This is a genomic window from Kaistella solincola, assembly GCF_000812875.1.
GTDB classification, from domain to species: domain Bacteria; phylum Bacteroidota; class Bacteroidia; order Flavobacteriales; family Weeksellaceae; genus Kaistella; species Kaistella solincola.
In genome coordinates this window covers 713,822-739,931 of record NZ_JSYK01000003.1, presented here as the reverse complement: position 1 = coordinate 739,931, position 26,110 = coordinate 713,822, and the positions used below count along the sequence as shown (strand labels likewise).

The 26,110-nt window shown below is 39.1% G+C and carries 22 protein-coding genes and 1 tRNA gene; 14 read left to right on the top strand and 9 right to left on the bottom strand.

Translation table 11 applies throughout. The features are described from left to right. The first annotated feature begins 3 nt into the window (after positions 1-3). Both recF and OA84_RS07440 read left to right on the top strand, forming a co-directional pair. Positions 4-1,086, top strand: coding sequence for a DNA replication/repair protein RecF (gene recF / locus OA84_RS07445; RefSeq protein WP_039344283.1), 1,083 nt, complete (start codon positions 4-6; stop codon positions 1,084-1,086). Next, positions 1,083-1,376, top strand: a complete 294-nt coding sequence (locus tag OA84_RS07440) for a hypothetical protein (protein ID WP_039344280.1) — start codon at positions 1,083-1,085, stop codon at positions 1,374-1,376. Before recF ends, OA84_RS07440 begins: the two co-directional genes overlap by 4 nt. Here OA84_RS07440 and OA84_RS07435 read toward each other — a convergent pair. From OA84_RS07435 to OA84_RS07425, 3 genes are read right to left on the bottom strand one after another with little or no spacing between them, the layout of a single operon-like run. Next, the gene (locus tag OA84_RS07435; RefSeq protein ID WP_039344278.1) at positions 1,354-3,387 is read right to left on the bottom strand and encodes a recombinase; all 2,034 of its coding nucleotides are present in this window, start codon (positions 3,385-3,387) and stop codon (positions 1,354-1,356) included. The genes OA84_RS07440 and OA84_RS07435 overlap by 23 nt on opposite strands. A gap of 19 nt (positions 3,388-3,406) precedes the next feature. Beyond that, complete coding sequence (mtgA, locus tag OA84_RS07430; RefSeq protein ID WP_039344276.1) at positions 3,407-4,051, bottom strand: monofunctional biosynthetic peptidoglycan transglycosylase; 645 nt, start codon at positions 4,049-4,051, stop codon at positions 3,407-3,409. Between the two features lie 43 nt (positions 4,052-4,094). Beyond that, positions 4,095-5,141 (bottom strand): ABC transporter substrate-binding protein, encoded by a 1,047-nt coding sequence (locus tag OA84_RS07425; protein WP_039344275.1) that lies wholly within the window; start codon positions 5,139-5,141, stop codon positions 4,095-4,097. 46 nt (positions 5,142-5,187) lie between these two features. Between OA84_RS07425 and OA84_RS07420 the strand changes: the two genes are divergently transcribed. Continuing rightward, a tRNA-Arg gene (locus OA84_RS07420) sits at positions 5,188-5,261 on the top strand. A 27-nt stretch (positions 5,262-5,288) separates the two neighbouring features. Here OA84_RS07420 and prmA read toward each other — a convergent pair. The 3 genes from prmA to OA84_RS07405 form a co-directional block, all read right to left on the bottom strand. Then, entirely contained in the window at positions 5,289-6,116 is an 828-nt protein-coding gene (prmA, locus tag OA84_RS07415; protein ID WP_039345851.1) for a 50S ribosomal protein L11 methyltransferase, read from the bottom strand. Positions 6,117-6,509: 393 nt separating this feature from the next. Next, a complete protein-coding gene (locus OA84_RS07410) occupies positions 6,510-7,508 on the bottom strand; it encodes a glycosyltransferase (protein WP_039344273.1) in 999 nt (332 codons plus the stop codon). A gap of 95 nt (positions 7,509-7,603) precedes the next feature. Further along, entirely contained in the window at positions 7,604-8,770 is a 1,167-nt protein-coding gene (locus tag OA84_RS07405) for a THUMP domain-containing class I SAM-dependent RNA methyltransferase (RefSeq protein ID WP_039344270.1), read from the bottom strand. A gap of 80 nt (positions 8,771-8,850) precedes the next feature. Between OA84_RS07405 and OA84_RS07400 the strand changes: the two genes are divergently transcribed. Both OA84_RS07400 and OA84_RS07395 read left to right on the top strand, forming a co-directional pair. Beyond that, entirely contained in the window at positions 8,851-9,606 is a 756-nt protein-coding gene (locus OA84_RS07400) for a class I SAM-dependent DNA methyltransferase (RefSeq protein ID WP_039345848.1), read from the top strand. Further along, positions 9,606-10,298 carry a ZIP family metal transporter gene (locus OA84_RS07395; RefSeq protein WP_039344268.1) on the top strand — a complete coding sequence of 231 codons (693 nt, stop codon included), beginning with the start codon at positions 9,606-9,608 and terminating at the stop codon, positions 10,296-10,298. The genes OA84_RS07400 and OA84_RS07395 overlap by 1 nt, the downstream gene beginning before the upstream one ends. Before the next feature lie 46 nt (positions 10,299-10,344). On the opposite strand, the gene OA84_RS07390 is transcribed toward OA84_RS07395, so the two are convergent. Continuing rightward, complete coding sequence (locus OA84_RS07390; protein WP_039344266.1) at positions 10,345-11,730, bottom strand: OmpP1/FadL family transporter; 1,386 nt, start codon at positions 11,728-11,730, stop codon at positions 10,345-10,347. Positions 11,731-11,752: 22 nt separating this feature from the next. Beyond that, positions 11,753-12,694 carry a hypothetical protein gene (locus OA84_RS11225; RefSeq protein WP_156965047.1) on the bottom strand — a complete coding sequence of 314 codons (942 nt, stop codon included), beginning with the start codon at positions 12,692-12,694 and terminating at the stop codon, positions 11,753-11,755. Positions 12,695-12,840: 146 nt separating this feature from the next. Between OA84_RS11225 and proS the strand changes: the two genes are divergently transcribed. The 5 genes from proS (at position 12,841) to dnaJ (ending at position 18,974) form a co-directional block, all read left to right on the top strand. Continuing rightward, complete coding sequence (gene proS / locus OA84_RS07380) at positions 12,841-14,316, top strand: proline--tRNA ligase (protein ID WP_039344265.1); 1,476 nt, start codon at positions 12,841-12,843, stop codon at positions 14,314-14,316. Positions 14,317-14,428: 112 nt separating this feature from the next. Next, positions 14,429-15,715: an OmpA family protein gene (locus OA84_RS07375; protein WP_039344263.1), complete on the top strand. Its 1,287-nt coding sequence runs from the start codon at positions 14,429-14,431 to the stop codon at positions 15,713-15,715. A gap of 100 nt (positions 15,716-15,815) precedes the next feature. Next, positions 15,816-17,147 (top strand): Nramp family divalent metal transporter, encoded by a 1,332-nt coding sequence (locus OA84_RS07370; RefSeq protein ID WP_039344261.1) that lies wholly within the window; start codon positions 15,816-15,818, stop codon positions 17,145-17,147. Positions 17,148-17,235: 88 nt separating this feature from the next. Beyond that, positions 17,236-17,775, top strand: a complete 540-nt coding sequence (locus OA84_RS07365) for a nucleotide exchange factor GrpE (protein ID WP_039344259.1) — start codon at positions 17,236-17,238, stop codon at positions 17,773-17,775. Positions 17,776-17,861: 86 nt separating this feature from the next. Continuing rightward, positions 17,862-18,974, top strand: coding sequence for a molecular chaperone DnaJ (dnaJ, locus tag OA84_RS07360; protein WP_039344257.1), 1,113 nt, complete (start codon positions 17,862-17,864; stop codon positions 18,972-18,974). Between the two features lie 140 nt (positions 18,975-19,114). On the opposite strand, the gene OA84_RS07355 is transcribed toward dnaJ, so the two are convergent. Beyond that, a complete protein-coding gene (locus tag OA84_RS07355) occupies positions 19,115-19,975 on the bottom strand; it encodes a GLPGLI family protein (protein ID WP_039344255.1) in 861 nt (286 codons plus the stop codon). 158 nt (positions 19,976-20,133) lie between these two features. On the opposite strand from OA84_RS07355, the gene OA84_RS07350 reads away from it, so the two are divergent. The 4 genes from OA84_RS07350 to OA84_RS07335 all read left to right on the top strand — a co-directional run bounded on the left by OA84_RS07350 (position 20,134) and on the right by OA84_RS07335 (position 26,090). After that, entirely contained in the window at positions 20,134-22,353 is a 2,220-nt protein-coding gene (locus OA84_RS07350) for an NADP-dependent isocitrate dehydrogenase (protein ID WP_039344252.1), read from the top strand. Between the two features lie 430 nt (positions 22,354-22,783). Then, positions 22,784-23,857, top strand: a complete 1,074-nt coding sequence (locus tag OA84_RS07345; protein WP_039344250.1) for a glycosyltransferase — start codon at positions 22,784-22,786, stop codon at positions 23,855-23,857. Further along, positions 23,854-24,969 carry a UDP-galactopyranose mutase gene (glf, locus tag OA84_RS07340; RefSeq protein ID WP_039344248.1) on the top strand — a complete coding sequence of 372 codons (1,116 nt, stop codon included), beginning with the start codon at positions 23,854-23,856 and terminating at the stop codon, positions 24,967-24,969. Before OA84_RS07345 ends, glf begins: the two co-directional genes overlap by 4 nt. Then, a complete protein-coding gene (locus OA84_RS07335; protein WP_039344246.1) occupies positions 24,966-26,090 on the top strand; it encodes an alpha-amylase family protein in 1,125 nt (374 codons plus the stop codon). Before glf ends, OA84_RS07335 begins: the two co-directional genes overlap by 4 nt. Positions 26,091-26,110 lie beyond the last annotated feature (20 nt).

Genomic DNA, 26,110 nt, shown 5'->3' with positions numbered 1-26,110 from the left:
CGAATGATCATCCGCAAACTTTCAGTAATTAATTTTAAAAATCATTCGGCGCAAAACTTCGATTTTTCCTCGCAAATCAACTGTTTTGTGGGCAATAACGGCGTGGGAAAAACCAATATTCTGGACGCGCTGCATTATCTTTCGGTTGCCAAAAGTTTTCTGGGAAATACGGATTTGAATAACATTAAGCTAAATCAGGATTTTTTCGCCTTAGAGGCGGAAATTTTTGATGGTGAAAAAGACAATATTCTTCAAATTCAGCAGCCGAAAGAAACCAAAAAAATACTGAAGAAAAACGACAAAATTTACAACCGCATTGCAGATCATATCGGTTTTTTACCAAGCGTCATAATTTCCCCATACGATTCCAATCTAATTTCCGACGCGGGAGAAAGCCGCCGGAAGTTTTTGGATTCAATGATTTCTCAGACGGATGCGGATTATCTTTTTAATTTAATTCAATACCAGAAAACGGTTCAGCAAAGAAATTCACTCTTAAAAAGTTTTGCTAAAAACAGATTTTTCGATGCTGAAAGCCTGGAAATTTATGATGAACCTTTAACCAAATTCGGAACGCGGATTTTTGAAAAAAGAAAACAGTTTACGGACTTGATGATTCCGATTATACAAAATTATTACCGTGTGATTTCGCACGATAATGAGGAAGTTTCCGTTCAATATAAATCTGACCTTTTTCAGGCAGATTTTCCAGAAATCCTTAAAGAAAATCTGGACCGCGACCGCGTTTTAACCTATACTTCTAAAGGTGTTCACAAAGATGATTTGCTTTTTGAAATGAACGGTTCGCCAATGCGGAAAACCGCGAGCCAGGGACAGCAAAAATCTTTCCTGATTGCGCTGAAACTTTCGCAGATGAACAGAATTAAAGCATTAACTGGAAAAACACCAATTCTTTTATTGGACGACATTTTCGATAAACTGGACGATTCGCGCGTTTCTCAATTAATTGAACTCGTAAATAAGGAACATTTCGGCCAAATTTTCATCACAGACACGAGCAAAGAACGCACGGAAAATATCGTGAAAAGAATCAACGAGGAAAGCAAAATTTTTGAAATCGAATGAAAAAGAAGAAACGCGAATATCAGTCTTCCGAGCTCGTAAAATCTTTTGCGAGGCTGTACGGTTTTGAAGATAAATTGCTGGCTTTCGAAGTGAAAGATTTGCTTCACGAATATCTGAATGACGACCTTTTCAATGAAATTGAATCTGTGAATTTAAACCGCAAAATTTTGGAAATCAGGGTAAATTCACCATTGCTTAAAAATGATTTTCGCTTGCGAAAAAGTTTTTATCTGGCCAAATTTCAGGAAAAATTCGGTGCCGAAAATTTTAGCGATCTTCTGGTTTTGTAACCACCGTATTTTCCACCATTTTCCGTCCGCTGCCATCGAGTGTAGAACGGATCGGCAGGAAAAACCGAAACGGATTTTTCATAAAATACCGGATAATTTCCCGGTAAATTTCTTTTAATTCATCGCTGTTGATCTGCCGCGAACGGAACGCCAAAATCATTGATAATGCGAAACTTACAGCAAAATTAAAAAACCCGATTAAACCCACGGTAATTAGGGAAATCCAAAAGGTATAATAGTCAACATTAAAATCTTTTCCGTACAAAGCCGCTGCAAAATTTCCGGTGGAGAACGTGATGTGACGGATATCAATATCAAGTCCCAGGAACTTTCCGACCGGTCCTGTAACGCCTAAAAAAACACCGAACCAGAAATTAGAAACGATTCCTGAGCAGTTTCTGGCGTAATATTCCGACAGGTTCCGGGAAACTCTTTCACCTAAAAAATAATTCAGAAGTGGATTTTTGGCAATCCTTTTCGGAATCTGATAAAACACCGAACTGTTGCCAACATTTCCGGAAATAATGCCCGAAAAGAACAGAAAAACCCCGGCTATAGACGCGTGAAGCAATGCTTTCGATTCAAACATATTGATGTTATGAAACAGCATATCGGCTTTTTCATAACCATAATTGTAATTGAAAAGAACATCCAGGCCATAAATTACTGCCAGCGCCGCCGCAAAGGTTACAAAAACATTTCCGACAAAAGCAATAAACTGGCTGCGGAAAAGTTTCGAAACAAAATGCGCAAAATCAACATAGTTCTTTTTGGTGTTTTTACCGTCAGAAAGCACTTTCGCCATCGTTGCCGCCGTCATCGCCGGCTGTTTGGTGGCAATGGTGTAGCCCATCAGATAAATGACGACAAAACACATCGCATAGTTAAGCGAATAGATTACGGCGTGTCCAAATTCGCTGCTCGGCAGGTCGCTGTACAAAATTTTCAAAATGCTGCACGCACCGATGATAATTCCACCCGCGCTCGCTTTCCACAGCAATTTCAGATATTCCTTTCGCGATGAAGTGATATAATGGGTGCCCGTTTCCGCCGTGTGATTAGTAATAAGGTGCGATTTCAGCGTGGTACTGTCCAAAATCAGTTCGCGAAGATTATTTTTATGCGATTTATATTCTAAAATTTTGAATATGAGCTTTTTAGAATTTTTAATGACATCTTCTTCGCTGTCAAAAACCATCATCGATAGAATGTCGGACATGCGCTGCAGCTGCTGGCGTGTTTTCAGTAAAGCCTGATTTATCTTGCCTGAAATACCGTATTTTGAAGAGTTTTTGAACGCCAGCGAAACAAAATCAAAACACTGTTTCATGTAGATTCTGATCTGCTTGTAGTTCACACTTTTGGAAGTCAGAAAAAAGTCCGGATCTTCTTTGTAACTTTCATTCAGCAGATCAATTTCATTCTGAAGCGCCACAAACGGGTTATCGAAATCCCGGTATTCCGGCGCCATATTTACCACCTGAACATCGAGGGCGTTGCCTATAATCCGCCAGGAAAGAATATTCAGCGAAAAAAGAAGTTCTCTTTTTACGCTTTTTTTCAAGCTTAACTCATCAATTTTTAAAAGTCGGAAAAGCTCGCTGAAAGAATCCTGATCCAGGCTTTTAAAAAATTCCAAATCAGCTTTTGGCCGTACCGAAACACTGTCAACCAAATACCACACGGTATCTTCGTTTTCCACATTCGGCAATAATTTATCCAGAATTCTCTTTTTGAGTTCCGGATAAAAGGCATTTTCCGATAAAATATTGGCTTCGGTTAAGGAAAGATTAAAAGGTTTTCCGTCGAATAAATTTTTGAGATAGTAGGAGAAATTATCGGTGATTTCTTCGTTTTCATGCAAAAATGCAAGCACTTCCTGGAAATTGATTTTTCGAACGCTTCGAAGAATTTCAGTAAGCGGCTCAAAAGATTTCGTCTCATTTTTGAAACTGAAATATTTGATGAGAACCGTGCTGAAACTCTCTTTATGTCGAAATTCAAATGCCATAATATTCCGGTAAAGATAATTATTTTAGCGCGATATTATTCATTTGGCGCATGATCCACCGGTGTTTTTTAGACAGATAAGCAGACGGATTTTTCGGGTCGTATTTTTTCGGGTTTGGTAGAATGGTGGCAATCCAGGCAGCTTCGCTTTTTGTCAGATTTTTGGATGATTTATTAAAATAATATTCTGATGCGGCTTCCACACCAAAAACGCCACGTCCCATTTCGATGGAATTCAGGTATCTTTCCAGAATCACCTCTTTGCCCCAGACCAGTTCGATGATGAAAGTATAAACCGCTTCGCAACCTTTACGAATCCAACTTCTGCCTTGCCAAAGGAAAATATTCTTGGCTGTTTGTTGAGAAATTGTACTTCCACCACGTAGTTTTTTACCTTTTTCGTTGTGCTCCATCGCTTTCTGAATAGCTTTATAATCAAAACCATTATGCGAAAAAAAACTCTGGTCTTCTGCTGCGACAACAGCTTTCTTCACATTGCTTCCCATTTCGTCGTACGAAACATAATCTCTTTTCAGTTTTCCAAATTCTACAAGCCCGCCAATTTGGGTAAAAGTTATTGGCGGATTGAAAAATTTCCCCCAAACAATGAAGAGAATATTTGCTAAAATGAGAATGTAAATGAATTTTTTAATTTTTTTCCACATGGCGGTGCATCAGTTTTTCGACGTGCAAAAATAGAAATATTATTTACTTCAGCTCTTTTAAATAGGTAAGATTATATTCCGGTAATACTTCTGGGTGAAAAGTTTTAATATAATCTTTCAGTACCAAATCGGCGCGCACTACTCCGCTTTCGAAATAATCGTTGGCTTTTCCGCGCTCTCGACCAGTTACGGTGTAAAGTTTTCCGCTGTTGTAAACCGGCAGTTTTGTATAATTGGGGTTGATTTGCAGCAATCCTTTTTTGGTCTGATGGTTTCCCACGTTCACCCAATATTCAGCGTTTTTTCCTTTTGCAAAAACTTCTTCGAAACTTAGTGGCACGGCGTTCGTGTCATCATTTTCAGCATTGATGTATGACGCGTTTGCATCTGAAATAAATTGTGCAAGACCGGATTTTCCACCTGGCAAAAACCATTGGTTTCCGTACATTTCGTTGGCCAGCACAAGGGGTTTTTCGGGAGCTGATTTTGCTAAAATTTTCAAAGAATCGTAGCTGGTTTTTATTTGATTAAAAGCTAAAAATGCCTCTTGCTGTTTTTGAAAAATTTGCCCAAATAGCAGCAAATATTTCGATTTTTCTAAAGGATTCTGCTCCAGATATTCATCAAGAAAAATAATCTCAATTCCGTTTTTTCGAAGTAAATCGTAAGTATTGTCGAAACTCGAAATATAGTTGGTGAAAATAACGTCCGGTTTTAAGGCGATAATTTTTTCGACGTCATATTTCTGTTCATTGCCGATATTCTGAACTTTTCTGGTTTTCAGCATCTGATGAATTTTCTCCGAAAAAATATATTCCGGACTGGAAACTCCAACGATTTTGTTTTCTAAACCCAGTTCGGTGAAATAGCCGACCAAACTTGCATTCAGCAAAATTACCCGTTTAAACGGCAAATTTTTCTCAGATATCTCGTAGGTGAATTTCCCTGATTTTAAATGAAAAACTTGGTCAACCGTTTTAAACTGTACATTTTTGGAGATAATTTCCCAATCTGTGGTGGAACTTGAATCTTGCTTTTTACAGGAAAAAACAAAAAAAAGCGAAAAAAAGGCAAAAAAAAGCGATTTCATTTTCTAATCAAAGTAAAAAATTGTTATATTTGCAGACCTAAAAAAAGGCCTCGTGGCGCAACTGAATAGCGCACCTGATTACGGCTCAGGAGGTTACAGGTTTGAATCCTGTCGAGGTCACAAAAATCCTGCTTATCGCAGGATTTTTTATTTTTCTAAAAGAAGAGAAACCCATTCTTCGCGCTGAATTTTCTTTTTTAAAATTAAATTTTGTGCCGTACAAACCTCGAGAATATCGTCTACATCGAAAAAACATAGACCGGAAAGCAATAATTGTCCTCCCGGATTTAAAACCGAAACGTAAGTCGGAATATCGGAAATTAAAATATTGCGGTTGATATTGGCTAAAATAATATCGAAATTTTCGCTGCCTAAATCTTCGGCGGTGCCTTGTGAAATTTCAAGCTCAACGGTATTTCTGGCGGCATTTTCGCGCGAATTTTCTACTGACCATTCATCAATGTCGATTGCGACGGTTTTTCCCGCGCCGCGCTGCTTTGCAAAAATGGCTAAAACCGACGTTCCGCATCCCATATCAAGAACTTTTTTGTTTTCGAAATCCATGTCGAGCATTTGCTGAATCATCAAATAGGTAGTCGCGTGATGGCCCGTGCCGAAAGACATTTTCGGTTGGATGATGATTTCGTAGGGTAAATTTTGATTTTCATGAAATTCCGCGCGAATGGAAACCTGGTTTTCAATATTGATGGGCGAAAAGTTTTTTTCCCATTCCTCGTTCCAGTTGATATTCGGCATTTCCTGAAAGGTATAAGAAACCTGAACTTCCGGATTTTGCAGCAAATGAATATCGCGCAATGCATCTTCCTGAAATAAATCTCCCTGAATATAGGCTAAAATTCCGTCGTGTTCTTCGGTAAAACTGTCGAAACCAATTTCGATGAGTTCTGCCATGAGGATTTCATTCCACGGTTGAAGCGGCTGTATTTTAAAATTAAATTCGAGGTAATTCTGCATGCTTTTTCTTTTTGCAAAAATAGGGTTTTTAGGCTGATGTTGCGCGCCGGATTGAACGGCATGTTTGAGCTCTTTTTTGGCGGCGGCTCCGCCGCCGCCAAAAAAAGCGAGTAGTGAAAGCCGGAAATGGCGCCCAAAAACCAAAAAATTACCTACTTTAACGGCTTATTTTTCTGTTTTACCGAAGTGCTTATTTTTTGCTTAAAAACTGCTTTAACTTAAAACCAAAAAATCACCTGCTTTAACGGCTTATTTTTCTGTTTTACCGAAGTGCTTATTTTTGCTTAAAAACTGCTTTAATTTAAAACCAAAAATTAGCTGCTTTAACGGCAAATTTTTGAATAATCTAAAATGAAAAAATTACCTGCTTTAGCGGCAAATTTTTCCAAAAATCTATTTGTGGAAATGCGCAGGGAAAGCTTCTTCGGGTTTTTGCCGGAAAATGTTGAGTAGAATCCACGATTTTAAAAAGCCGTAGCCGTAGGAAAACATTTGGATGTAGGTGGAAATTATCGCCATCGTGGCAATGCTGATGTTTTTGGTCACGAAAAGCGCGTGAAAAAAAACGAGAAAGGTATACAATCCGTAAAAGCCGAGGATTAAACCGTTTCGCAAGAAAAAATACTGGATGAAACCCAAAATGTAACCAAGCAGAAAAAGTGACGGAAATGCAAACGAAATTTTAACGAATTTCGGGTGACGCTGATTAAGGATCGGCCGCGCGCAACCAAACTGATAAACCTGTTTCGAGAATTTGCCAAAGTCCACACGGCGTTTGTGGTAAACGCCAATATCACCAAAAAACGCTGTTGTAAAGCCGATTTCCCAAAGTTTCATTGAAAGATCGGGATCTTCGCCAATGCGCATTTCGGAAAAACCACCAACTTTTTCAAAAGCCGATTTTCGCACGCCCATATTAAAACTTCGTGGCTGGAACTTGGTCACGGCTTTCTTGTTGCCGCGAATTCCGCCAGTGGTGAAAACCGAAGTCATGGAATATGAAATGGCTTTCTGCATGAGATTGAAACCTTTGTGCGCTTTATCTGCGCCGCCAAAAGCATCGCAAGGAATTTCAGCGAGGTTTTTTTTAATGTTTTGAATATAATCTGTCTCTACAATCACATCGGAATCCACGAAAACGAGCCAGTCATTTTTCGCCCTTTTAGCACCGAAATTTCGCGAAAGTCCGGGACCGGAATTTTCTTTGCGGAAAAATTCGATCTGCAGACTATCTTTAAATAATTCGGTTGTGTGCCGCAAATCAAGCAACGAACCGTCATCGACAATAATCACCTCGAAATCTTTATCGGTTTGATGCGACAAAGAATTCAGCAATTCGAAAAGTTCGTCTTTCCGGTTATAAATGGCGATGATGAGGGAAATGGAATTCAATCTGAGAATGTGCTAATTTGGAAATATTTATTTGAGAATTTGAAAATCTGAGCGTGTAATTTCACTTTCACTATTTCCAAATTTTCAAATTATTTCTAATTTTCGTCTTGTAATTTATGGATTTTCTTAGTGCCTTCGTACATTTCGTACTGCATAAAGCGACATTCTAACTTACCGTTGAAAAGTTTAATTTTTCTGGAAGGTCGCAGGCCTACTCTTTTCAAAGAATCTAAATCTGAGGAAATTAACCACGCCAAAGTATTTGGATAATTTTTCTTGAAAGTGTCGCCGATTTTGCTGTAAAATTCATCATCATTGATGAAGATTCTTTCATCATACGGTGGATTGAAAACCATCATCAGCGGAAATAATTCTTTTTTTGATTCGAAGAAATCCTGGTGACGAACTTCAATTACATCTTCAAGCTCCGCGGATTCAATGTTGACGCGCGCAGAATGCAGCATATCCGGATCGATATCGTAGCCGACGATTTTTCCGGTGAACTCTTTAACCCGATTGATGCGCACTTCTTTTATGGTTGTAAATAATTCCGCGTCGTAATTCAGCCAATTCTGGAAACCAAATCTTTTACGGAAAATCTGCGCCGGCAAATCCAGTGCAATCATCGCAGCTTCTATAAGCAATGTTCCGGAACCGCACATTGGGTCAAGAAAATTGCCTTTTCCGTCCCAGCCCGCAAGTTGCAACATTCCGGAAGCTAAGACTTCGTTTAACGGCGCTTCGCCTTGCTCTTTTCGGTAACCTCTTTTAAATAAAGGCTCGCCGGAAGAATCAAGCGAAATGGTAACCAATTCGCGGTCGATATGCAGGTGCAATTTAATGTCAGGCTGCTGTGTATCGACATTCGGTCTTTTGTTGTATTTAAATTTAAAAAAATCTACAATTGCGTCTTTCATTTTTTGAGCCATGAACTGCGAATGCGAAAATCTTTCGGAATAAATGGTGGTATCAATAGCGAAACTTTGGTCCACGGTCATATATTCGTCCCACGGAAAATCAAAAAGTTTGTCGTAAAAACGGTTTTCGTCCCAGGCTTTGAAAGTAAGAACCGGAACTAAAATTTTTAATGCGGTTCGTGCCGAATAATTTATTTTGTACAGAAAACCCAAATCGCCTTCGCAGTTTACGGCGCGGTTTTTTACCACGACATCTTTTCCACCCAGTTTTTTAATTTCTTCTGCCAAAATTTCTTCGAGTCCGAAAAATGTTTTAATCTGTATTTTTAAGTTTTCTGTATTCATAAATTTGGTTTTGCTACCCTTTCGGCTGTGTCATGATTTTGCAGCGGAATTATTTCGGCAAATTTAGTTATTTTTGCACTATGGCATGGTTTGAAACTTGGTTTGATACTCCTTATTATCACATATTATATAATGACAGAAATTACGAAGAAGCTGAAAACTTCATTAACCTATTAGTCAAAGAGTTACAATTATCGCCACCCGCGAAAATCATCGATTTAGCTTGTGGAAAAGGCCGCCATTCAATATTTTTAAATACAATGGGCTTTGAAGTTTTGGGTGTTGACCTGTCCAAACAAAGCATTCAGCATAACATAGAATTCGAAAATCCAACCTTAAAGTTTGGTGTTCACGACATGCGAAATCCTATTATTCCGTTGGTTTCAGCTGAAAAAGTAGATGCGGTTTTCAATCTTTTTACAAGTTTCGGATATTTTGAAGATCCCGAAGATGACAAAAAAGTTTTCAAATCCATCAGCGAGTCTTTAAATGATGATGGTTTCTTTGTCCTCGATTTTTTGAATGCGAAATGGGTGGAAAATACTTTGGTTCCTACAGAAAAATTTACAAAAGGCGGAATTGATTTTCACATCAAAAAGAAAATTGAAGACGAACATGTGATCAAGGATATTGTTTTCAGCCAAAACGGCAAAGAATTTCATTTTTTTGAAAAGGTGAAACTTCACACTTTGGAAAAAATAGGTGAATATGCGGCAGAATTTGGTTTTGAACGCCAGGCTGTTTTTGGTGATTATCATCTAAATGATTTTAAGGATAATACGTCGCCGCGCTGCATCAATATTTTTAAAAAGAAAAAAGGTTTTAACAAAGATTAATGATTGTAGCTTTATTAATTTTAAGCGTTTTAATAGGCGTTTTTCTGGGAAAATTTTTCGGAAACCGGGAGAAGTTTGCTAAAAATTTACTGATTGTCAGCGCCGGATTTTTAATAACAATCTGCCTGAACGAGGTTTTCCCGCAGGTTTACGCGCAAGAACACAGCAATATTGGTTTGTGGGTTATTGGCGGCGTTTTGCTGCAAATGCTTCTGGAAAATTTAACAAAAGGTTTTGAGCACGGACATTTCCACCATCATACCGAAGGTAAAAATATTTTGCCTCTGGCTCTGATGATCGGCATGTTTATTCACGCATTTTTGGAAGGAATTCCATTAGCGAACGAACAGGAAATTTTGAGTCCGTATCTGACGGGAATTTTGGTTCACAACTTACCGATTTCATTTATTTTGGGCGCTTTTTTGGCAAAAAATCACAAATTTTCAGCATCGGCGCTTTTGATAATTTCGCTGTTTGCGCTGGCTTCGCCGTTAGGTTTAATTCTTGGCAGATACTTCAACCCAAATTGGGAAATTTATTTTTTGGCCGTTGTAGGCGGTATTTTTCTGCATATTTCTTCGGTTATAATTTTCGAAAGCAGCAAAAATCACAACGTCGACTGGCGAAAAATTGGGCTTGTTATGCTGGGTGTCTTGCTGGCAATGACCGGTCACCTTTTCCACCATCATTAAAAAAAAAGACCCTAAAAGGGCCTTTTTTCTTGAATTTCTTTTTTGATTAAAACTTCCAACCTAAGGTAATAAAGAAATTATCTTTGGTGTTTTTTACATCAGAAACGATTGCTGCATCGGATTCTACAATATAATTATCTGAAAAATACGTATTGGCTAAAAACGGACTTCTGTAATCTGAACTTACATTTTGGTACGCTGCATCGATATAAAACGATTTAAAATCATAACCTAAACCTGCACCGATTGTGGATCTTTTACCGACAAATAAATTATCGTAAGAAGAATTTGCAGACGTTCCACCATCATTATAAGCTAAAATACTACTGGAATCGTAAGGGCTGGTTGCATAACCGTAACCTGCACGAAGACGTAAACCTGCGTAGCGATATTCCGCACCAGCTTTAATTTCAGAAAGATTTGCGGAATTATCGTTGATGAAACTGTTTAATTCTGTTTCGGCATCGCCGTAAACCTTGTATTTAGCTTTTGTTAAACCTAAGGAATAGTCCACGTTTAGCGCCAAATTTTTGTTTGGAACAAACGCCGCACTTAAAGTTGCTTTTAGTGGTGTGGTAAGATTTCGGTCTTCACCATAAGTTCCGTCAGTCGGATTTTCGTATTCGTTGTAAACACGGGCAATTTGCCACCATGTCGGGGTTTCCAAAGCGGCACCTAATCTAAACATCGGATTTATTTTTCCAATTACACCAACTGTTGCTGAAAATCCGCTTGAAGTTTCGGAAAAGGGTGTAAACTGATTATTGTAAACTTCCGTTGTCGTAGCTTGGTTAGAAGAAAAAGCTGCGGAGTCATACTGATCTAAAGTTGCGGTGTGGAAATTTACTCCGGCTCCTACATAAAATCTGTTATCATAATTTCCACCAACGGCGAAACTCATTTTTGATAAATTTCCGTAGCGGTTGTAAGCGTGACCGTTGAACGCGATATTGTCGATAAGCTGGTCGTTATTATCGTATATATCGAAATTAATAGCAGAATTGCCCGGAGTTTCTGAATAATCTTCTAAAGATTGGTTGGAATAATTTACTCCGATGTTAACAAATTTCCACGGTGTAGCACCTTCAATTCGGAAAGCTGCGATACCGCCGATATTTCCAATGTCGGTTTTATTTACTTTGTAATCAAGTGAATTTCCTCCGAAAGTGGTGTTATTATTATTATTTTCAATTGCCAAAGTCCCGGAAAATTCGCTTGCGATACTTACAGCGATACCTGCTGGGTTTGAGTTTAATACCGAAACATCACCGCCCAGCGCGCCCATGGAACCTGCCATGGAATTATATTTTGCGCTACCGTTTAAAGCGGAATTGGAATAAACATCTACGGTATTTCTTAAAGTCGAAATATCCTGCGCATTCATAAAATATGCTGCAGAAATTCCGAGTACTATTAAAGATTTTTTTATCATTTTTTTCTACTTGCTAAAGTTATTATCTTCTAAATCCACCACTACGTGATGACGAACTGCTGGAAGATCTGGTGCTGGATCCGGACTCGAAACTACCGGAACGGCCAGATGATCTGTAAGAGTTGTCGTTTGAATTGTTTCGGTAAGAAGGTTCATAAGATTGCGGAACAGCTTGTCTTCGTGGTGAGCTCTGATTATCGTTTGTACGAGGTGCAGTTCTGTATCTCGGTTGTTGCGTATTTCTTTGCTGTGTGCTGTTTTGGTAGATCTGATTATTATTTCTAAAACCGTTGGTTTGGTTAGAACTTCTTCTTACTTCATTATTGCCGTCGCGGAAACTGTTCGTTGCACCACTTCTTTTGTACTCTAATCTTGGTGCGTTATAACTGTTGTAGCCGTAGCCATATCCGTATGGTGAATAATATGGGTTATAACCGCCATAATATCCGTAACCGTAAGGATTATAATAACCATAGTAAGGATTGTAGTAACCATAATAAGGGCTGTTGTATCCGTAGTAGTTGCTGAACGGACTATAACCAAATCCCCACGGGCTGTAATATCCGCCATAACCCCAACCGTAACTTAATCCAAAACCATAACCGGGAAACATTCCGTAGGGATAGCTCCAACTGTCATTGGAATAGTAGGTATCTGTACCCGTGAAATTACCCCAATCAGAGTCGTCGGACTCCTGCCAGCGCTGGTTTCTGTTTTCAACATTCAGATATTTGTTTTGATCGTCATTTGCCTGATAATCATAATATTCACCAATTCGGTTTCCCTCGGTGTTCATCATTCCTTCCGGCAAGGTATCTGTAGACGGGTCATAATAAACACCGTCGGTCTCCGTATAACCGCCCAAAGTGGTGGTACAGGAGGCAAGAAATAAACTTCCGGCAATCGCCATCAAAGCGGTTTTAGGAAGTAAAAATCTCAAATTTTTATAGGTAATGTTTTTCATGATAATGTGAAAAAGTTTTAATTGATTTATATTTGCATTCCGCACCAAAAGTGTACCAAGTTATTGGTCACAAAAGTGCGTAAAAATACGCGTTTAAAATTAGATATAAAAAGCGCTTATAAGTTAAATTCAAAGTTAAAAATATAATGGCAAAACTTACGTCCCGAGCTGAGGACTATAGCAAATGGTATAATGAATTGGTAGTTAAAGCTGATTTGGCAGAAAATTCCGGCGTGCGCGGCTGTATGGTTATCAAACCTTACGGTTACGCAATCTGGGAAAAAATGCGGGATGAAATGGACAAAAAGTTCAAAGAAACCGGACACGAAAATGCTTATTTCCCGATTTTTATACCGAAAAGTTATTTCGAAGCCGAGGAACAGAATGCAGAAGGTTTTGCTAAAGAATGTGCCGTAGTAACTCATTACCGGTTAAAAACCGATCCAGACAATCCAAAAAAACTCATCGTTGATCCTGAAGCGAAGCTTGAAGAAGAACTTATCGTGCGCCCAACTTCGGAAGCGATAATCTGGAGCACTTATAAAAACTGGATTCAGTCTTACCGTGATTTACCAATCCTGATCAACCAGTGGGCCAACGTCGTTCGTTGGGAAATGAGAACGCGTTTTTTCCTAAGGACTACGGAGTTTTTGTGGCAGGAAGGTCATACAGCACACGCAACACAGGATGAAGCGATTGAAGAAAGCGAAAAAATGCTTGATGTTTACGCCGATTTTTCAGAAAATTTTATGGCGATTCCGGTTATTAAAGGTCTTAAAACCGAATCCGAAAGATTCGCCGGTGCGGTAGAAACATATTGTATCGAAGCTCTAATGCAGGACGGAAAAGCTTTGCAAGCGGGAACTTCGCATTTTTTGGGCCAGAACTTTGCCAAAGCTTTTGATGTAAAATTCACCAATAAAGAAGGTAAAATTGAATATGCCTGGGCGACTTCCTGGGGAACTTCTACGCGCTTGATGGGCGCTTTGATTATGACCCATTCCGATGACTTAGGTTTGGTGCTTCCACCTTCACTTGCACCAATTCAGGTGGTAATCGTGCCAATTTTCAAAGGTGAAGAACAGCTTGAACAAATTAATGCAGTTGCCTTCGATGTTCAGCAAAAATTAAAAGCTAAAGGAATTTCGGTAAAATATGACAACAGAACCGAATATAAACCGGGCTGGAAATTTGCTGAATATGAGCTGAAAGGTGTGCCGGTTCGAATTGCGATGGGCGCCAGAGATCTGGAAAATAAAACGGTTGAAATTGCGCGACGCGATAATTTAACCAAAGAAACGCAGCCGATCGAAAATATCGAAAACTATATTGAACATTTGCTTGCAACCATGCAAAAAGATATTTATCAAAAAGCTTTAGACTTCCGTAATTCTCATGTAACAGAAGTTAACAGCTACGATGAATTTAAAAAAGTACTGGCTGAAAAAGGTGGCTTTATTTCCGCGCACTGGGATGGTACAGCTGAAGAAGAAGAGCAAATTAAAAATGAAACCAAAGCTACGATTCGCTGTATTCCTTTAGATAACAAACTTGAAGAAGGCGTTTCGCTAATTTCTAAAAAAACCTCAAAACAGCGGGTTATTTTTGCCAAAGCATACTAAACTTTACGAGAATTCCATAATAGATGTTAATTTTTGTATAAATCGTAATCCAAACACAGAATTGGATTAAGATTTGTATGCAAAATGCCATTAACATTTAAAATAAACTATTATGGCACTCAACATTATTGATCTTATTAAAGGACAACTTGGCCCGTCACTAATTTCGCAAGCCTCCACGCAGTATGGTGAAAGCGAATCAGGAATTTCAAAAGCAATAAGTGCTTTACTTCCGGCAGTTGTTGGCGGTATGGCGAATAACGCAAACCGACCTGAAGTGATTGACGGAATCCGAGGTGCATCGTCCAACGATTTGCTCGGAAATCTTCTAGGAAGCACGACAGGAAATACTACCATTACCAATATTTTATCTGCTATTTTTGGCGATAAAATTACAGGTGTGGTAAATTCCGTTTCAACCTATTCCGGTGTAAACAACACCACTTCGAGCTCGCTTTTAAATATGGTTGTTGCCGCAGCAGTTGGGACAATCAGCAAGTACGCGGCAGAAAATAACTTGGGTGAAAATGGCATTACCAACCTGCTTGAGGATCAAAAAGGCATTGTTTCTTCGCTTCTTCCCGCAGGTTTATCTTTAGCTTCGTTGGGAATTGGAGACGCTTATAATCCGACCGGTGCGGAGAAAGTTACCACCACAACTTACGACGAACCAAAAGTTGAGGTAAACAGAGCTGGCGAAACCCACGTCACCACTGAACCTATCAGAACCGACGATGGGGGCTCAATCTGGAAATGGTTACTGCCACTTTTATTGTTGCTTCTCGCGGGCTGGTTCCTTTGGAAACAATGCGATAAACCAACTGACGAAACCATTACCACGACCACAGATTCAACCTATGTTGATTCCGATACCGCGATGATAAATACCACAATGACTGATTCGTCAATGGTTGGAACCACCGGAACAATGTCCGACATCGATCTTAATGGTAAAAAGTTGAGAGGTTATGAAAACGGTATGGAAGCTTCAATGATCACTTTCTTGAAATCAGACAGCTATAAAAATGCTGCAGACGATGCCGCTTTAAAAGATAAATGGTACAGCTTCGATAATGTAAACTTCAAAATGGGTTCCGCAACTGAACTGGAGCCAGGTTCGGAAGGTCAGATTCAAAACTTAGCAGAAATTTTAAAAGCTTATCCGGATGCAAAAATTAAAATTGGTGGCTATACCGACAATACCGGCGATGCTGCAGCAAATAAAAAATTATCTCAACAGCGTGCAGATTTCATTAAATCTGAATTAACCAGATTGGGCGTTGGAGCACAAATTACCGGTGCAGAAGGTTACGGTAGTGAGTTTGCAACTGTTGCGGCGGACGCTTCTGATGCTGAAAGAGCTGTTGACAGAAAAATGGCCGTTCGTTTTACCAAATAATTTTTAAGGGTTATATTTAAAAAAATCGCGATTTAATCGGGATTTTTTTTGTGCTCTAAACCAAAATTTTATTTACATTTGTTAGACTAATCTAACATTTGTGACATCTATTAAAAAAGCTTGGCGGCGGGATAAACATTCCAACTCTTTACCGGAAGTTTTCTCGTCTGTAAAAATTCCAAAAAATGCCGGTTTTTGGCGGAAATTTTTTGCTTTTGCTGGTCCCGGCTTAATGATCGCCGTGGGTTATATGGACCCCGGGAACTGGGCAACGGATATTGCGGGCGGCGCGCAGTTTGGCTATACGCTACTTTCGGTGGTGTTGATTTCCAATTTATTTGCAATGGTTTTGCAACATTTGTCTTTGAAACTTGGAATTGTTGCCGAGCGCGATTTAGCACAAGCTTGCCGGGATCATTTTACACCAACCACTAACTTTATTTTGTGGATTTTCTGTGAAATTGCGATTGCTGCGTGCGATTTAGCAGAAGTTATCGGTTCCGCCATAGCACTGAATTTGCTTTTCGGAATTCCGTTAACGTGGGGCGTTGCAATTACCATTGTTGATGTTTTTATTATTCTCTTTCTTCAGGCTAAAGGTTTCCGGATTTTAGAGAGCATCGTGGCGGGTTTAACCATTGTAATTTTAGGCGCTTTTGCGTACGAAATTATTTTAAGCAAACCCGATGTCTTCCCGATTTTGCACGGTTTGATTCCGCAAAAAGAAGTGGTCACCAATCCGTCGATGCTGTATTTAGCGATTGGTATTTTAGGCGCTACTGTTATGCCTCATAATCTTTACCTTCACAGCAGCATCGTCCAGACACGGGATTATACTCGCGACAGCGCCGGAAAAAAAGAAGCCATAAAATTTGCGACTTTAGACAGCACTATTTCGCTGTTTTTGGCATTTTTCATCAATGCCGCGATTTTGATTGTTGCAGCGGCAACTTTTCATACCACCGGAAACCAAGATATTGCCGATATTCACGATGCGCACGAAATGTTAGCGCCGATTTTAGGTACGACTTTAGCCAGTATCTTTTTCGCCGTCGCACTTTTAGCTTCGGGCCAAAATTCAACCTTAACCGGAACTTTAGCGGGTCAGATTGTCATGGAAGGTTTTCTGAATATCAGATTAAAACCATGGCTTCGTCGATTGATTACACGGTTAATCGCTGTAGTTCCGGCTCTAATTGTAACCATTTTATATGGTGAAAAAGGAACGATGGATTTGCTGGTTTTGAGTCAGGTAATTCTTTCAATGCAGCTGAGTTTTGCCGTAATTCCCCTTGTAATGTTTACCAATTCAAAACTGAAAATGGGCGAATTTGTAAACAAACCGTGGCTGAAAATTTTGGTCTGGATAATTTCGGGCATTATTGTTATCCTCAATATTTATTTGCTGATTCAGACATTTTTTGAAAAATAAGACTTTATTTTAACAAATTTCTGCCGAATTGTCCTAATGTCGTATTTGGCTAAATCTTTGCGAAGCGTACGATATTAAAATTAATATTATGTCAGAAAATAAAGATATGCAGGACGAAAATTTAGATATCAATGAAAATCTAAATGAAAAAAATCAGGCTGAAAAGCCGGAAAATTCTGAGGCTACGCCTTCTAATGAAGACCTTTTGGCGCAGGAAAAAGACCGCTATATCCGACTTTTTGCTGAATTCGAAAATTATAAGAAAAGAACGTCCAAAGAAAAAATGGACTTCTTTCAGTACGCAAATCAGGATTTAATGGTTTCCATGCTTGATGTCCTTGATGACTTCGAAAGAGCAATGAAAGAAATCCAGAAAAATGGCAATGAAGCTGATTTAAAAGGCGTTGAGCTTATCTACAGCAAACTGAAAAACAAATTGGAAGACAAAGGCTTGAAAGCTATTTCAGTTCAGCCTGGTGATGATTTTAATGTGGACATTCACGAAGCGATTACGCAAATTCCGGCGCCATCAGAAGAGCTGAAAGGTAAAGTGGTCGATGTTATTGAAACTGGTTATCAGCTTGCAGACCGCGTCATCAGATTTGCAAAAGTAGTAACCGGAAACTAAAAACTTTGGTGGAAAACTTCACCCAATTATTCCTTAAAATTAAAATCGGTTCGTAATTGACCGGAAGAAATTCACCTCATACAATTATGTCAAAAAGAGACTATTACGAAGTTTTAGAAATTACTAAAAGCGCTTCAGCAGACGAAATAAAAAAAGCCTACCGAAAAATGGCTATTAAATATCACCCAGATAAAAATCCGGGTGACAAAACTGCTGAAGAAAAATTTAAAGAAGCTGCAGAAGCCTACGAAGTCCTGAGCGATGGCAATAAAAAAGCGCGCTACGACCAGTACGGTCATGCCGGACTTGGTGGAAACGGTGGATTCGGCGGCGGTTTCGGCGGCGGCGGAATGAACATGGATGATATTTTCTCGCAATTCGGGGATATTTTTGGTGGGCATTTCGGCGGTGGCGGCGGACAGCAAAGACAGCAGTCTCGCGGCAGTAATTTACGTGTACGCATTAAGCTGAATCTTGAAGAAATGGTGAATGGCACCCAGAAAACCATTAAAGTAAAAAAAATGAAGTTGGCCGCTGGCGCAACTTCCAAAACCTGCCCAACCTGTGGTGGATCCGGTGTTCAGGTAAAAGTGATGAACACCATGTTCGGGCAAATGCAGACTCAAACGCACTGTTCAACCTGCCAGGGAATTGGGAAAGTTGCCGATAAAATTCCGGCCGGTGCCAATGCGCAAGGTTTAATTAAAGAAGACGAAGAAGTAACTATCAATATTCCTGCAGGCGCACGTGAAGGCATTCAGCTAAATGTTCGCGGAAAAGGAAACGATGCACCATTTGGTGGAACTCCCGGCGACTTGTTGGTCGTGGTGGAAGAAGAAGTAGATGCTTCAATCAAGCGCGAAGGCGACAATCTTCACCAGGAACTGTATGTTTCTTTTGCGGAAGCAGCTTTGGGAACGCACAAAGAAATTCCGACTGTTGGCGGAAAAGTGAAAATTAAAGTTGATGCGGGTACACAGTCCGGGAAAATCCTAAGATTATCCGGCAAAGGTTTACCAAGTATTGATAGCTATGGTAAAGGCGATATGTTTGTACATATCAATGTCTGGACGCCACAAAATCTTTCCAAAGAGCAGCGTGAGTTTTTCGAAAAGCAGCTGGCAAACGGTGAAATGTTGGCGGAACCTTCGGGCAAGGAAAAAACTTTTTTCGATAAAGTGAGAGACTTATTCGATTAAAAAATAAAAAAAGAGGTTTCAATTGAAATCTCTTTTTTTTGCCATTTTAGCGGCATATTTTTATCCATTAAATCACGCTCTAAAGTTATGGGTTTTCCCAAAGTTAAAAATTTATTTTTTGCCTTTTTAGCGGCTAATTTTTAACGATATAAACTGAGCTCTAAAAAATTATTTGTTTTCTTTAAAGCTTCTTTAGCACGCTGTTCACGCGAGCGTATTATTTCGCTATTAGAAAGTTCTTTACCGTTCTGATCGGTAACTCTGATCTGCGCTTCACTATCGGCAAGCATTTGCCGGATTTTTTTAGCCGGATCTTTTAGATATTCTCTCCAAAGTTGCTTAAATTTTTCTTTCGTAATAAGAAGTTCATCTTCTTTCGTTTCCGGAAAAATTACCGCCTTCTGAGGCATTTTTTTGCTTCCTGCAAATCTGAAAATATGATCACCTTTTTCATCTTCAAGATTTAAAATAAGACCTGGCAAACCGTGAAATTTGTACGGTCCGTCCTGAAACTGAATTTCATTTGTAAACCATGCGACCCATTTTCTACCACCAAAATCTGTTGTTGCTTTTTGCGCTTTCATTCCACCAATCTCCGAGGTTTCCGGTGAAATCTTCCAATTTTGCTTTTCGGTTTCTTTTATCACGAAATTATCACCATTAATGCTGGTATGAAAAACAGCTTCAAAAGCAGGATATTTTTTTGTAACTGTGTGCGAAACTTTCGCTTTGCGTGGGATTTTCGATAAATTGATATTGTTCGACTGCGTCGCTCTTGCACGCGCAAACTGTTCGTTTACAAGTGAATCATAAACAAATTTTTCCTGGCTGTAATAGTTTGAACCATTTTTGGTAATATCTAAAACCATTAATTCTTTCACGACATTTTCCCGGTGTAAAGAATCCATTTTGAAGGAATATTCGTAGAAAATTCGGTGATTTTGCGCATTCAGTAAAAATGAAAGACTGAGAAATAAAAAAGACAAAGCGTATTTAACCATATTTTTAAATGAAATTTAAATGTAACAAATAAAAACGAATAACCTTTAACCATTTTCAGTATTTCTAAAGCCGGAAAATTGCCCCGGAATGCAGGTAAAAATTGACCAAAATTCCCTATTTTTGTTCATCTCAATTTTAATAAATAAAACCGATTATAATGGCAGAAAAATCAAAAATTTTTTATACGTGGACAGACGAAGCACCCATGTTGGCAACGCATTCTTTTTTACCGATGGTAGAAGCTTTTGCAAAATCCGCAGACATCGAAATTGTTCCTAAAGATATTTCCCTTGCCGGTAGAATTCTGGCAAATTTTTCCTCTTATTTAAGTGAAGACCAAAAAGTGGAAGACGCGTTGGCAGAATTAGGTCAGCTCGCAACCACACCGGAAGCAAACATCATTAAATTACCGAATATTTCTGCTTCGGTTCCTCAGCTCACCGAAGCAATTGCTGAATTGCAAAAAAAGGGCTTTGCAGTGCCAAATTATCCTGCGGAACCAAAAAACCCGGAAGAAGAAAAAATTAAAAGTGCTTACGCAAAAGTTTTAGGAAGCGCCGTAAACCCGGTTTTACGAGAAGGAAATTCTGACCGTCGTGCACCGCGAGCTGTAAAAAATTACGCAAAAGCAAATCCACATAAAATGGGCGCTTGGTCAGCAGATTCAAAAACCATTGTTGCTCATATGAAAGCAGGTGATTTTTACGGTACCGAAAAATCGATGACTGTTGAAAAAGATTCGCAATTTAAAATTGAATTTTTTGGTGAAGACAATTCTGTAAAAGAATTAAAAGGACTTGCACCTTTAAAAGCAGGTGAAATCATCGACACCGCCGTAATGAGTCTTTCCGCTTTGAAAGGTTTTGTTGCAGATGCAATAGAGGAAGCTAAAGCGGCAAATGTTTTACTTTCCGGACATTTAAAAGCTACGATGATGAAGGTTTCTGACCCGATTATTTTCGGAGCTATTGTAGAAACTTATTTTAAAGCTGTTTTCGAAAAATATAAGGACGTTTTTGAAGAATTAGATATCGATCCAAATTTTGGTTTAGCAACGCTTTTTGAAAAAATTTCCGGTCATCCGAAGGAAAATGAAATTAAAGCTGCTATCGCGGAAGCTATTGAAAACGGCCCAAGAATCGCGATGGTAAATTCTGATAAAGGGATTACAAATTTCCATGTTTCTTCAGATATTATCGTTGATGCATCGATGGCGGCATTGATCAGAAACGGCGGTAAAATGTGGAACAAAGATGGAGGTGAAGAAGACACCGTAGCGATGATTCCGGACCGTTCTTATGCTGGTTTTTACCAGGCTGCTATTGAAGATATGAAGAAAAACGGCGCGCTTGATCCAAGAACAATGGGTTCTGTTCCAAACGTAGGTTTGATGGCTCAAAAAGCTGAAGAATACGGTTCACATGACAAAACTTTCCAGATGAATGCTGCCGGAACAATAAAAGTTTCTGATGCGGACGGAAATGTCTTTATGGAACAGCCGGTTGAAAAAGGCGATGTTTTCAGAATGTGTCAGGTGAAAGATTTGCCGATCCAGGATTGGGTAAAATTGGCGGTTAACAGAGCCAGATTATCGGATACACCAGCAGTTTTCTGGTTAGATGAAAATCGTGCGCACGACCGTGAAATGATTAAAAAAGTTGAAAAATATCTGAAAGATTACGACACCAGCGGACTTAATATCAGAATTATGAATATTGAAGATGCGATGACTTTTACTTTAGGTAGAATCCGCGAAGGTTTGGATACGATTTCAGTTTCCGGAAACGTGCTAAGAGATTATCTTACCGACCTCTTCCCTATTCTTGAGCTTGGAACTTCTGCAAAAATGCTTTCGATAGTTCCATTGATGAACGGCGGCGGACTTTTCGAAACAGGCGCTGGAGGTTCAGCACCAAAACACATTGAGCAGTTTATCAGCGAAGGATATTTACGTTGGGACTCACTCGGTGAATTTATGGCTTTGCAGGCGAGTTTGGAACATTTAGCACAAACTCAAAATAACGAAAAAGCCCAGATTCTAGCGGATGCTTTGGATGTTGCGAATGAAAAATTCTTGGCTAATGATAAATCACCTTCAAGAAAAATCGGTTCCATCGACAACAGAGGCTCACATTTCTATCTTGCAATGTATTGGGCAGAAGCTTTGGCAAATCAGGAAAAAAGCCCTGAAATAGCAGGAATTTTTGGACCGGTGGCAAAGGCAATGCTCGAAAATGAAGAGAAAATCAATGAAGAATTGATTGGTGCGCAAGGACAACCTCAGAATATTGGCGGTTACTATTTCCCGGATACCGACAAAACCGATGATGCCATGCGACCTTCAGAAACTCTTAATAAAATTATTGACGGAATTTAATTTATTAGAGAATTGCGTTACATTTAAATTTAATAATTCAAACGCTCCGAACGGAGCGTTTTTTTTTGCTTTAAATCTTTCTTTTTTATAAGCACATTTTAAGCAAACCAGGAAAATTTTTCTAAAGATTTACTGTTAAAAGACCCTTTTTTTTCCAAAATTATATTTTTGACCTTATGACTAATTAATGGAAATAGGGCTGCAAATAAAAAATTTTTGCACAAAAAAAATTAAATTAAGAATTTAATCATATTAAAAGCTATAATTAATAAATAATATAGCTAATAAGCAAGTTACTGCTATATAATAAAGTCATAATCAAAAACATTATTGATTTCGCATTTTGGTATATTAATTGTTTCTGCAAAACTACCAAAACAACGTTCTAAGTTGTTTTCAGCTCTACATTAAAACTATAAACACAAACGCTATGAAAAACCATTCAAAAAATGGATTCCAGAAGTATGACATGATTGTCTTCTGTCATCTTCGCTGGGATTTTGTTTACCAAAGACCACAACACATCATCAGCCGCCTGGCGAAAGATTATAAAATATTGGTCGTAGAAGAACCGCTCAAAAGAAATGAGGAAAAATCGGTTTTTTCTGTCCGAAAATTAGATTCTAAAATCGATGTTTGTCAACCTGCTGTTGACCACATCGATGAAATTGGGCCTTACCTTAAGAAACATTTAAAAGATACAGATTTCTCCCTCGGCTGGTTTTACTCGGCGGCGTTTGTGCCGGTTTTAGAAACTTTAGATTTTGAAAGCGTTGTTTATGACTGCATGGATGAGCTTTCTTTATTTAAAGGCGCCTCGAGCAAACTTTTGGAGCAGGAGCAGCAACTTTTAGCCGCTGCGGACGTTGTTTATACCGGCGGAAAATCGCTGTACGAATCCAAAAAGCAAAAACACCATAACGTTTTCTGTTTCCCGAGCTCCGTTGATATTTCACACTTTTCAAGCAGAAATAATGCAAAACCTTTGGATTTAGAGGGAATTCCCTCACCAATTATTGGCTATTACGGCGTGATTGATGAAAGAATTGATCTGAATCTAATTCGGGAAACCGCAGCAAAACGTCCCGATGCTTCTTTCGTGATGATTGGTCCCCTTTGTAAAATTGAAGAAAGCGACTTGCCACGCGCGCAAAACATTTATTATTTAGGTATGAAATCTTACGACGAATTGCCGAGCTATCTTCAATATTTTGATGTTGCAATGATGCCTTTCGCTTTAAACGATTCTACAAAATTCATCAGCCCTACAAAAACCTTGGAATATATGGCGGCAGAAAAACCAATTATTTCTACCAAAATTAAGGATGTAGCGCGCGATTACAGCAATTGCGTAACTTTAATAAAAGACGCGGACGATTTCATCACCGCCATTGAAAATCCAAAACAGAATTTTAGGCGCGAATACCGGGAAATTTTACAAAAAACGTCCTGGGATTCCACTGCAGAAAATATGCGTCTAATGATAAAAAGAGCAATAGCATGACCGATTATGATGTTTTAATTATTGGCGCCGGTATTTCCGGTGCCACATTAGCTGAACGTTATGCGTCTATTGGAAAACAGGTTTTGGTTATTGAAAAAAGATATCATATCGCAGGAAACTGCTTTGACGAATATGATGAAAACGGAATATTGGTCTCGAAATATGGCGCTCATTTATTTCACACCAATGATGAGCAGGTTTGGGAATATGTAAACCGGTTTAGCGAGTGGTATCCTTGGCATCACCGTGTAATAGCACGTGTTGACTGTAAAACGGTTCCTATTCCGGTTAATATCACCACCGTAAATACCCTCTTCAATACCAACATAAAATCTGAGGAGGAAATGCAGCAATGGCTGGAAGAAAACAGAACGCCGTTTGAAAATGCTAAAAATGGTGAAGAAGCTGTCTTAAACCGCGTGGGAAAAGTGCTTTATGAAAAAATGTTCAAGCATTACACCAAAAAGCAATGGGACAAATATCCGGAAGAACTGCATGCCTCGGTTTTAGAGAGAATTCCGGTGCGCCATAATTACGATGACCGTTATTTTTCCGACAAACACCAGGCTTTACCAGTTGGTGGATATACGCAGCTATTCGAAAAAATGCTGGATCATCCGAATATTACAGTGCTTTTAAATACAGACTTTTTCGATGTTAAAGATCAGGTTGGCGTCTATGAAAAGCTATTTTATACCGGGCCAATTGACCGTTTTTTTGAGTTTGAAAACAAATTGATGGAAAAGCTGGAATACCGTTCCATAAATTTCGTAACCGAGCATTTGGATCTGGAATATTTCCAGGAAAATTCGGTCGTAAATTATCCGGGTGAAGAGGTAGATTTTACCAGAATTATTGAATACAAACATTTCGGTCATCAGCAATCCAGCAAGACCAGTATTGTAAAGGAATATACGGTGGATAGTGGCGAACCCTACTATCCTGTTCCGAATGAAAAAAATCAGGAAATCTATAATAAATATAAGGAGGAAGCGGATAAACTGGAAAACATATATTTCGTAGGACGTTTAGCAAACTATAAATATTTTAATATGGATCAGGCATTTAAAAATGCTTTGGAACTATTTGAAACCTTAGAAATGCGGATATGAAATCAAATTACATTTTTAAAAGTTTTTTCATGGGTGGTTTTGAGTGTGCAGACCACATTAACCGCCACGGTGACCGCGTAAATCTGCTGCAGGAAACACAGCACGACGTTCGCGTTTATGAAGATTACCAAAACTTAGTAGAATTGGGAATTTTCACTGTGCGCGAAGGAATCTGCTGGAGCAAGGTCGAAAAATCGCCCGGAAATTATGATTTTTCTGAAGTTTTAAACCGTATAAAAACCGCTGAAAAATTCGGTATTCAAATTATTTGGGATCTCATTCATTTTGGTTATCCCGACGGGCTTTTCCCGACGCATCCTCATTTCGCGCAGCGTTTTGAAAATCTTTGCCGCGCTTTTGCGCAGTTTTACCGCCTGACGTGCGACGAAACACTTTATGTGGTTCCAATAAATGAAATAAGTTTTTTATCGTGGTTATCAGGTGAAGCGCGCGGCACCGTACCTTTCGCAACACATAATGGTTGGGACATCAAATACCATTTATGTAAAGCTGCAATTAAAGGAATAAAAGTCCTAAAAGAAGAAGATCCGACCTGTAAAATCGTTTTGGTAGAGCCGCTTGTGCTTATTCATGACGATGGTGATGATCCCGAACATCTTTACCGAAGAAATCAATACCAGTTTGAAGCAATGGACATAATCGCAGGCCGCATGTGTCCGGATTTAGGTGGTGATGAAAGTTTCCTTGAAATTCTCGGCTTCAATTATTACTGGAACTGCCAATGGCGCGGTGAAGATAAAAGTCTCGCCTGGCCGGATGTAAATGATGAAAGAGTTGAGCTGAATGAACTGTTGTTACAAGCTTATACCAGATATGAAAAACCTATTTTTCTCTCCGAAACCGGACATTTCGGTGAAGGTCGTGCACAGTGGCTGGATGAAATTACAGCTCAGGTTTTATTGGCTCATCAGCGCGGTGTAGATTTCCACGGCGTATGCATTTACCCGATTACAGACCGTCCCGACTGGGACAATCTTTCGGTTTACAGCAACTGCGGACTTTTCGATTTGGATGAAAAAGGAAACCGTATTCCGGCGCCGGAATACATTGAATGTCTAGAGCGCCAACAACAAAAACTAAACTTTATGGCGACAGCTTAAAAGACTAAAAAAACACTATT

Bases quoted from the DNA above. Each gene is read 5' to 3' on its own strand.
- recF (WP_039344283.1), top strand. From the start codon at position 4: ATGATCATCCGCAAACTTTCAGTAATTAATTTTAAAAATCATTCGGCG.
- OA84_RS07440 (WP_039344280.1), top strand. From the start codon at position 1,083: ATGAAAAAGAAGAAACGCGAATATCAGTCTTCCGAGCTCGTAAAATCT.
- OA84_RS07435 (WP_039344278.1), bottom strand. From the start codon at position 3,387: ATGGCATTTGAATTTCGACATAAAGAGAGTTTCAGCACGGTTCTCATC.
- mtgA (WP_039344276.1), bottom strand. From the start codon at position 4,051: ATGTGGAAAAAAATTAAAAAATTCATTTACATTCTCATTTTAGCAAAT.
- OA84_RS07425 (WP_039344275.1), bottom strand. From the start codon at position 5,141: ATGAAATCGCTTTTTTTTGCCTTTTTTTCGCTTTTTTTTGTTTTTTCC.
- prmA (WP_039345851.1), bottom strand. From the start codon at position 6,116: ATGCAGAATTACCTCGAATTTAATTTTAAAATACAGCCGCTTCAACCG.
- OA84_RS07405 (WP_039344270.1), bottom strand. From the start codon at position 8,770: ATGAATACAGAAAACTTAAAAATACAGATTAAAACATTTTTCGGACTC.
- OA84_RS07400 (WP_039345848.1), top strand. From the start codon at position 8,851: ATGGCATGGTTTGAAACTTGGTTTGATACTCCTTATTATCACATATTA.
- OA84_RS07395 (WP_039344268.1), top strand. From the start codon at position 9,606: ATGATTGTAGCTTTATTAATTTTAAGCGTTTTAATAGGCGTTTTTCTG.
- OA84_RS07390 (WP_039344266.1), bottom strand. From the start codon at position 11,730: ATGATAAAAAAATCTTTAATAGTACTCGGAATTTCTGCAGCATATTTT.
- OA84_RS11225 (WP_156965047.1), bottom strand. From the start codon at position 12,694: ATGAAAAACATTACCTATAAAAATTTGAGATTTTTACTTCCTAAAACC.
- proS (WP_039344265.1), top strand. From the start codon at position 12,841: ATGGCAAAACTTACGTCCCGAGCTGAGGACTATAGCAAATGGTATAAT.
- OA84_RS07375 (WP_039344263.1), top strand. From the start codon at position 14,429: ATGGCACTCAACATTATTGATCTTATTAAAGGACAACTTGGCCCGTCA.
- OA84_RS07365 (WP_039344259.1), top strand. From the start codon at position 17,236: ATGTCAGAAAATAAAGATATGCAGGACGAAAATTTAGATATCAATGAA.
- dnaJ (WP_039344257.1), top strand. From the start codon at position 17,862: ATGTCAAAAAGAGACTATTACGAAGTTTTAGAAATTACTAAAAGCGCT.
- OA84_RS07355 (WP_039344255.1), bottom strand. From the start codon at position 19,975: ATGGTTAAATACGCTTTGTCTTTTTTATTTCTCAGTCTTTCATTTTTA.
- OA84_RS07350 (WP_039344252.1), top strand. From the start codon at position 20,134: ATGGCAGAAAAATCAAAAATTTTTTATACGTGGACAGACGAAGCACCC.
- OA84_RS07345 (WP_039344250.1), top strand. From the start codon at position 22,784: ATGAAAAACCATTCAAAAAATGGATTCCAGAAGTATGACATGATTGTC.
- glf (WP_039344248.1), top strand. From the start codon at position 23,854: ATGACCGATTATGATGTTTTAATTATTGGCGCCGGTATTTCCGGTGCC.
- OA84_RS07335 (WP_039344246.1), top strand. From the start codon at position 24,966: ATGAAATCAAATTACATTTTTAAAAGTTTTTTCATGGGTGGTTTTGAG.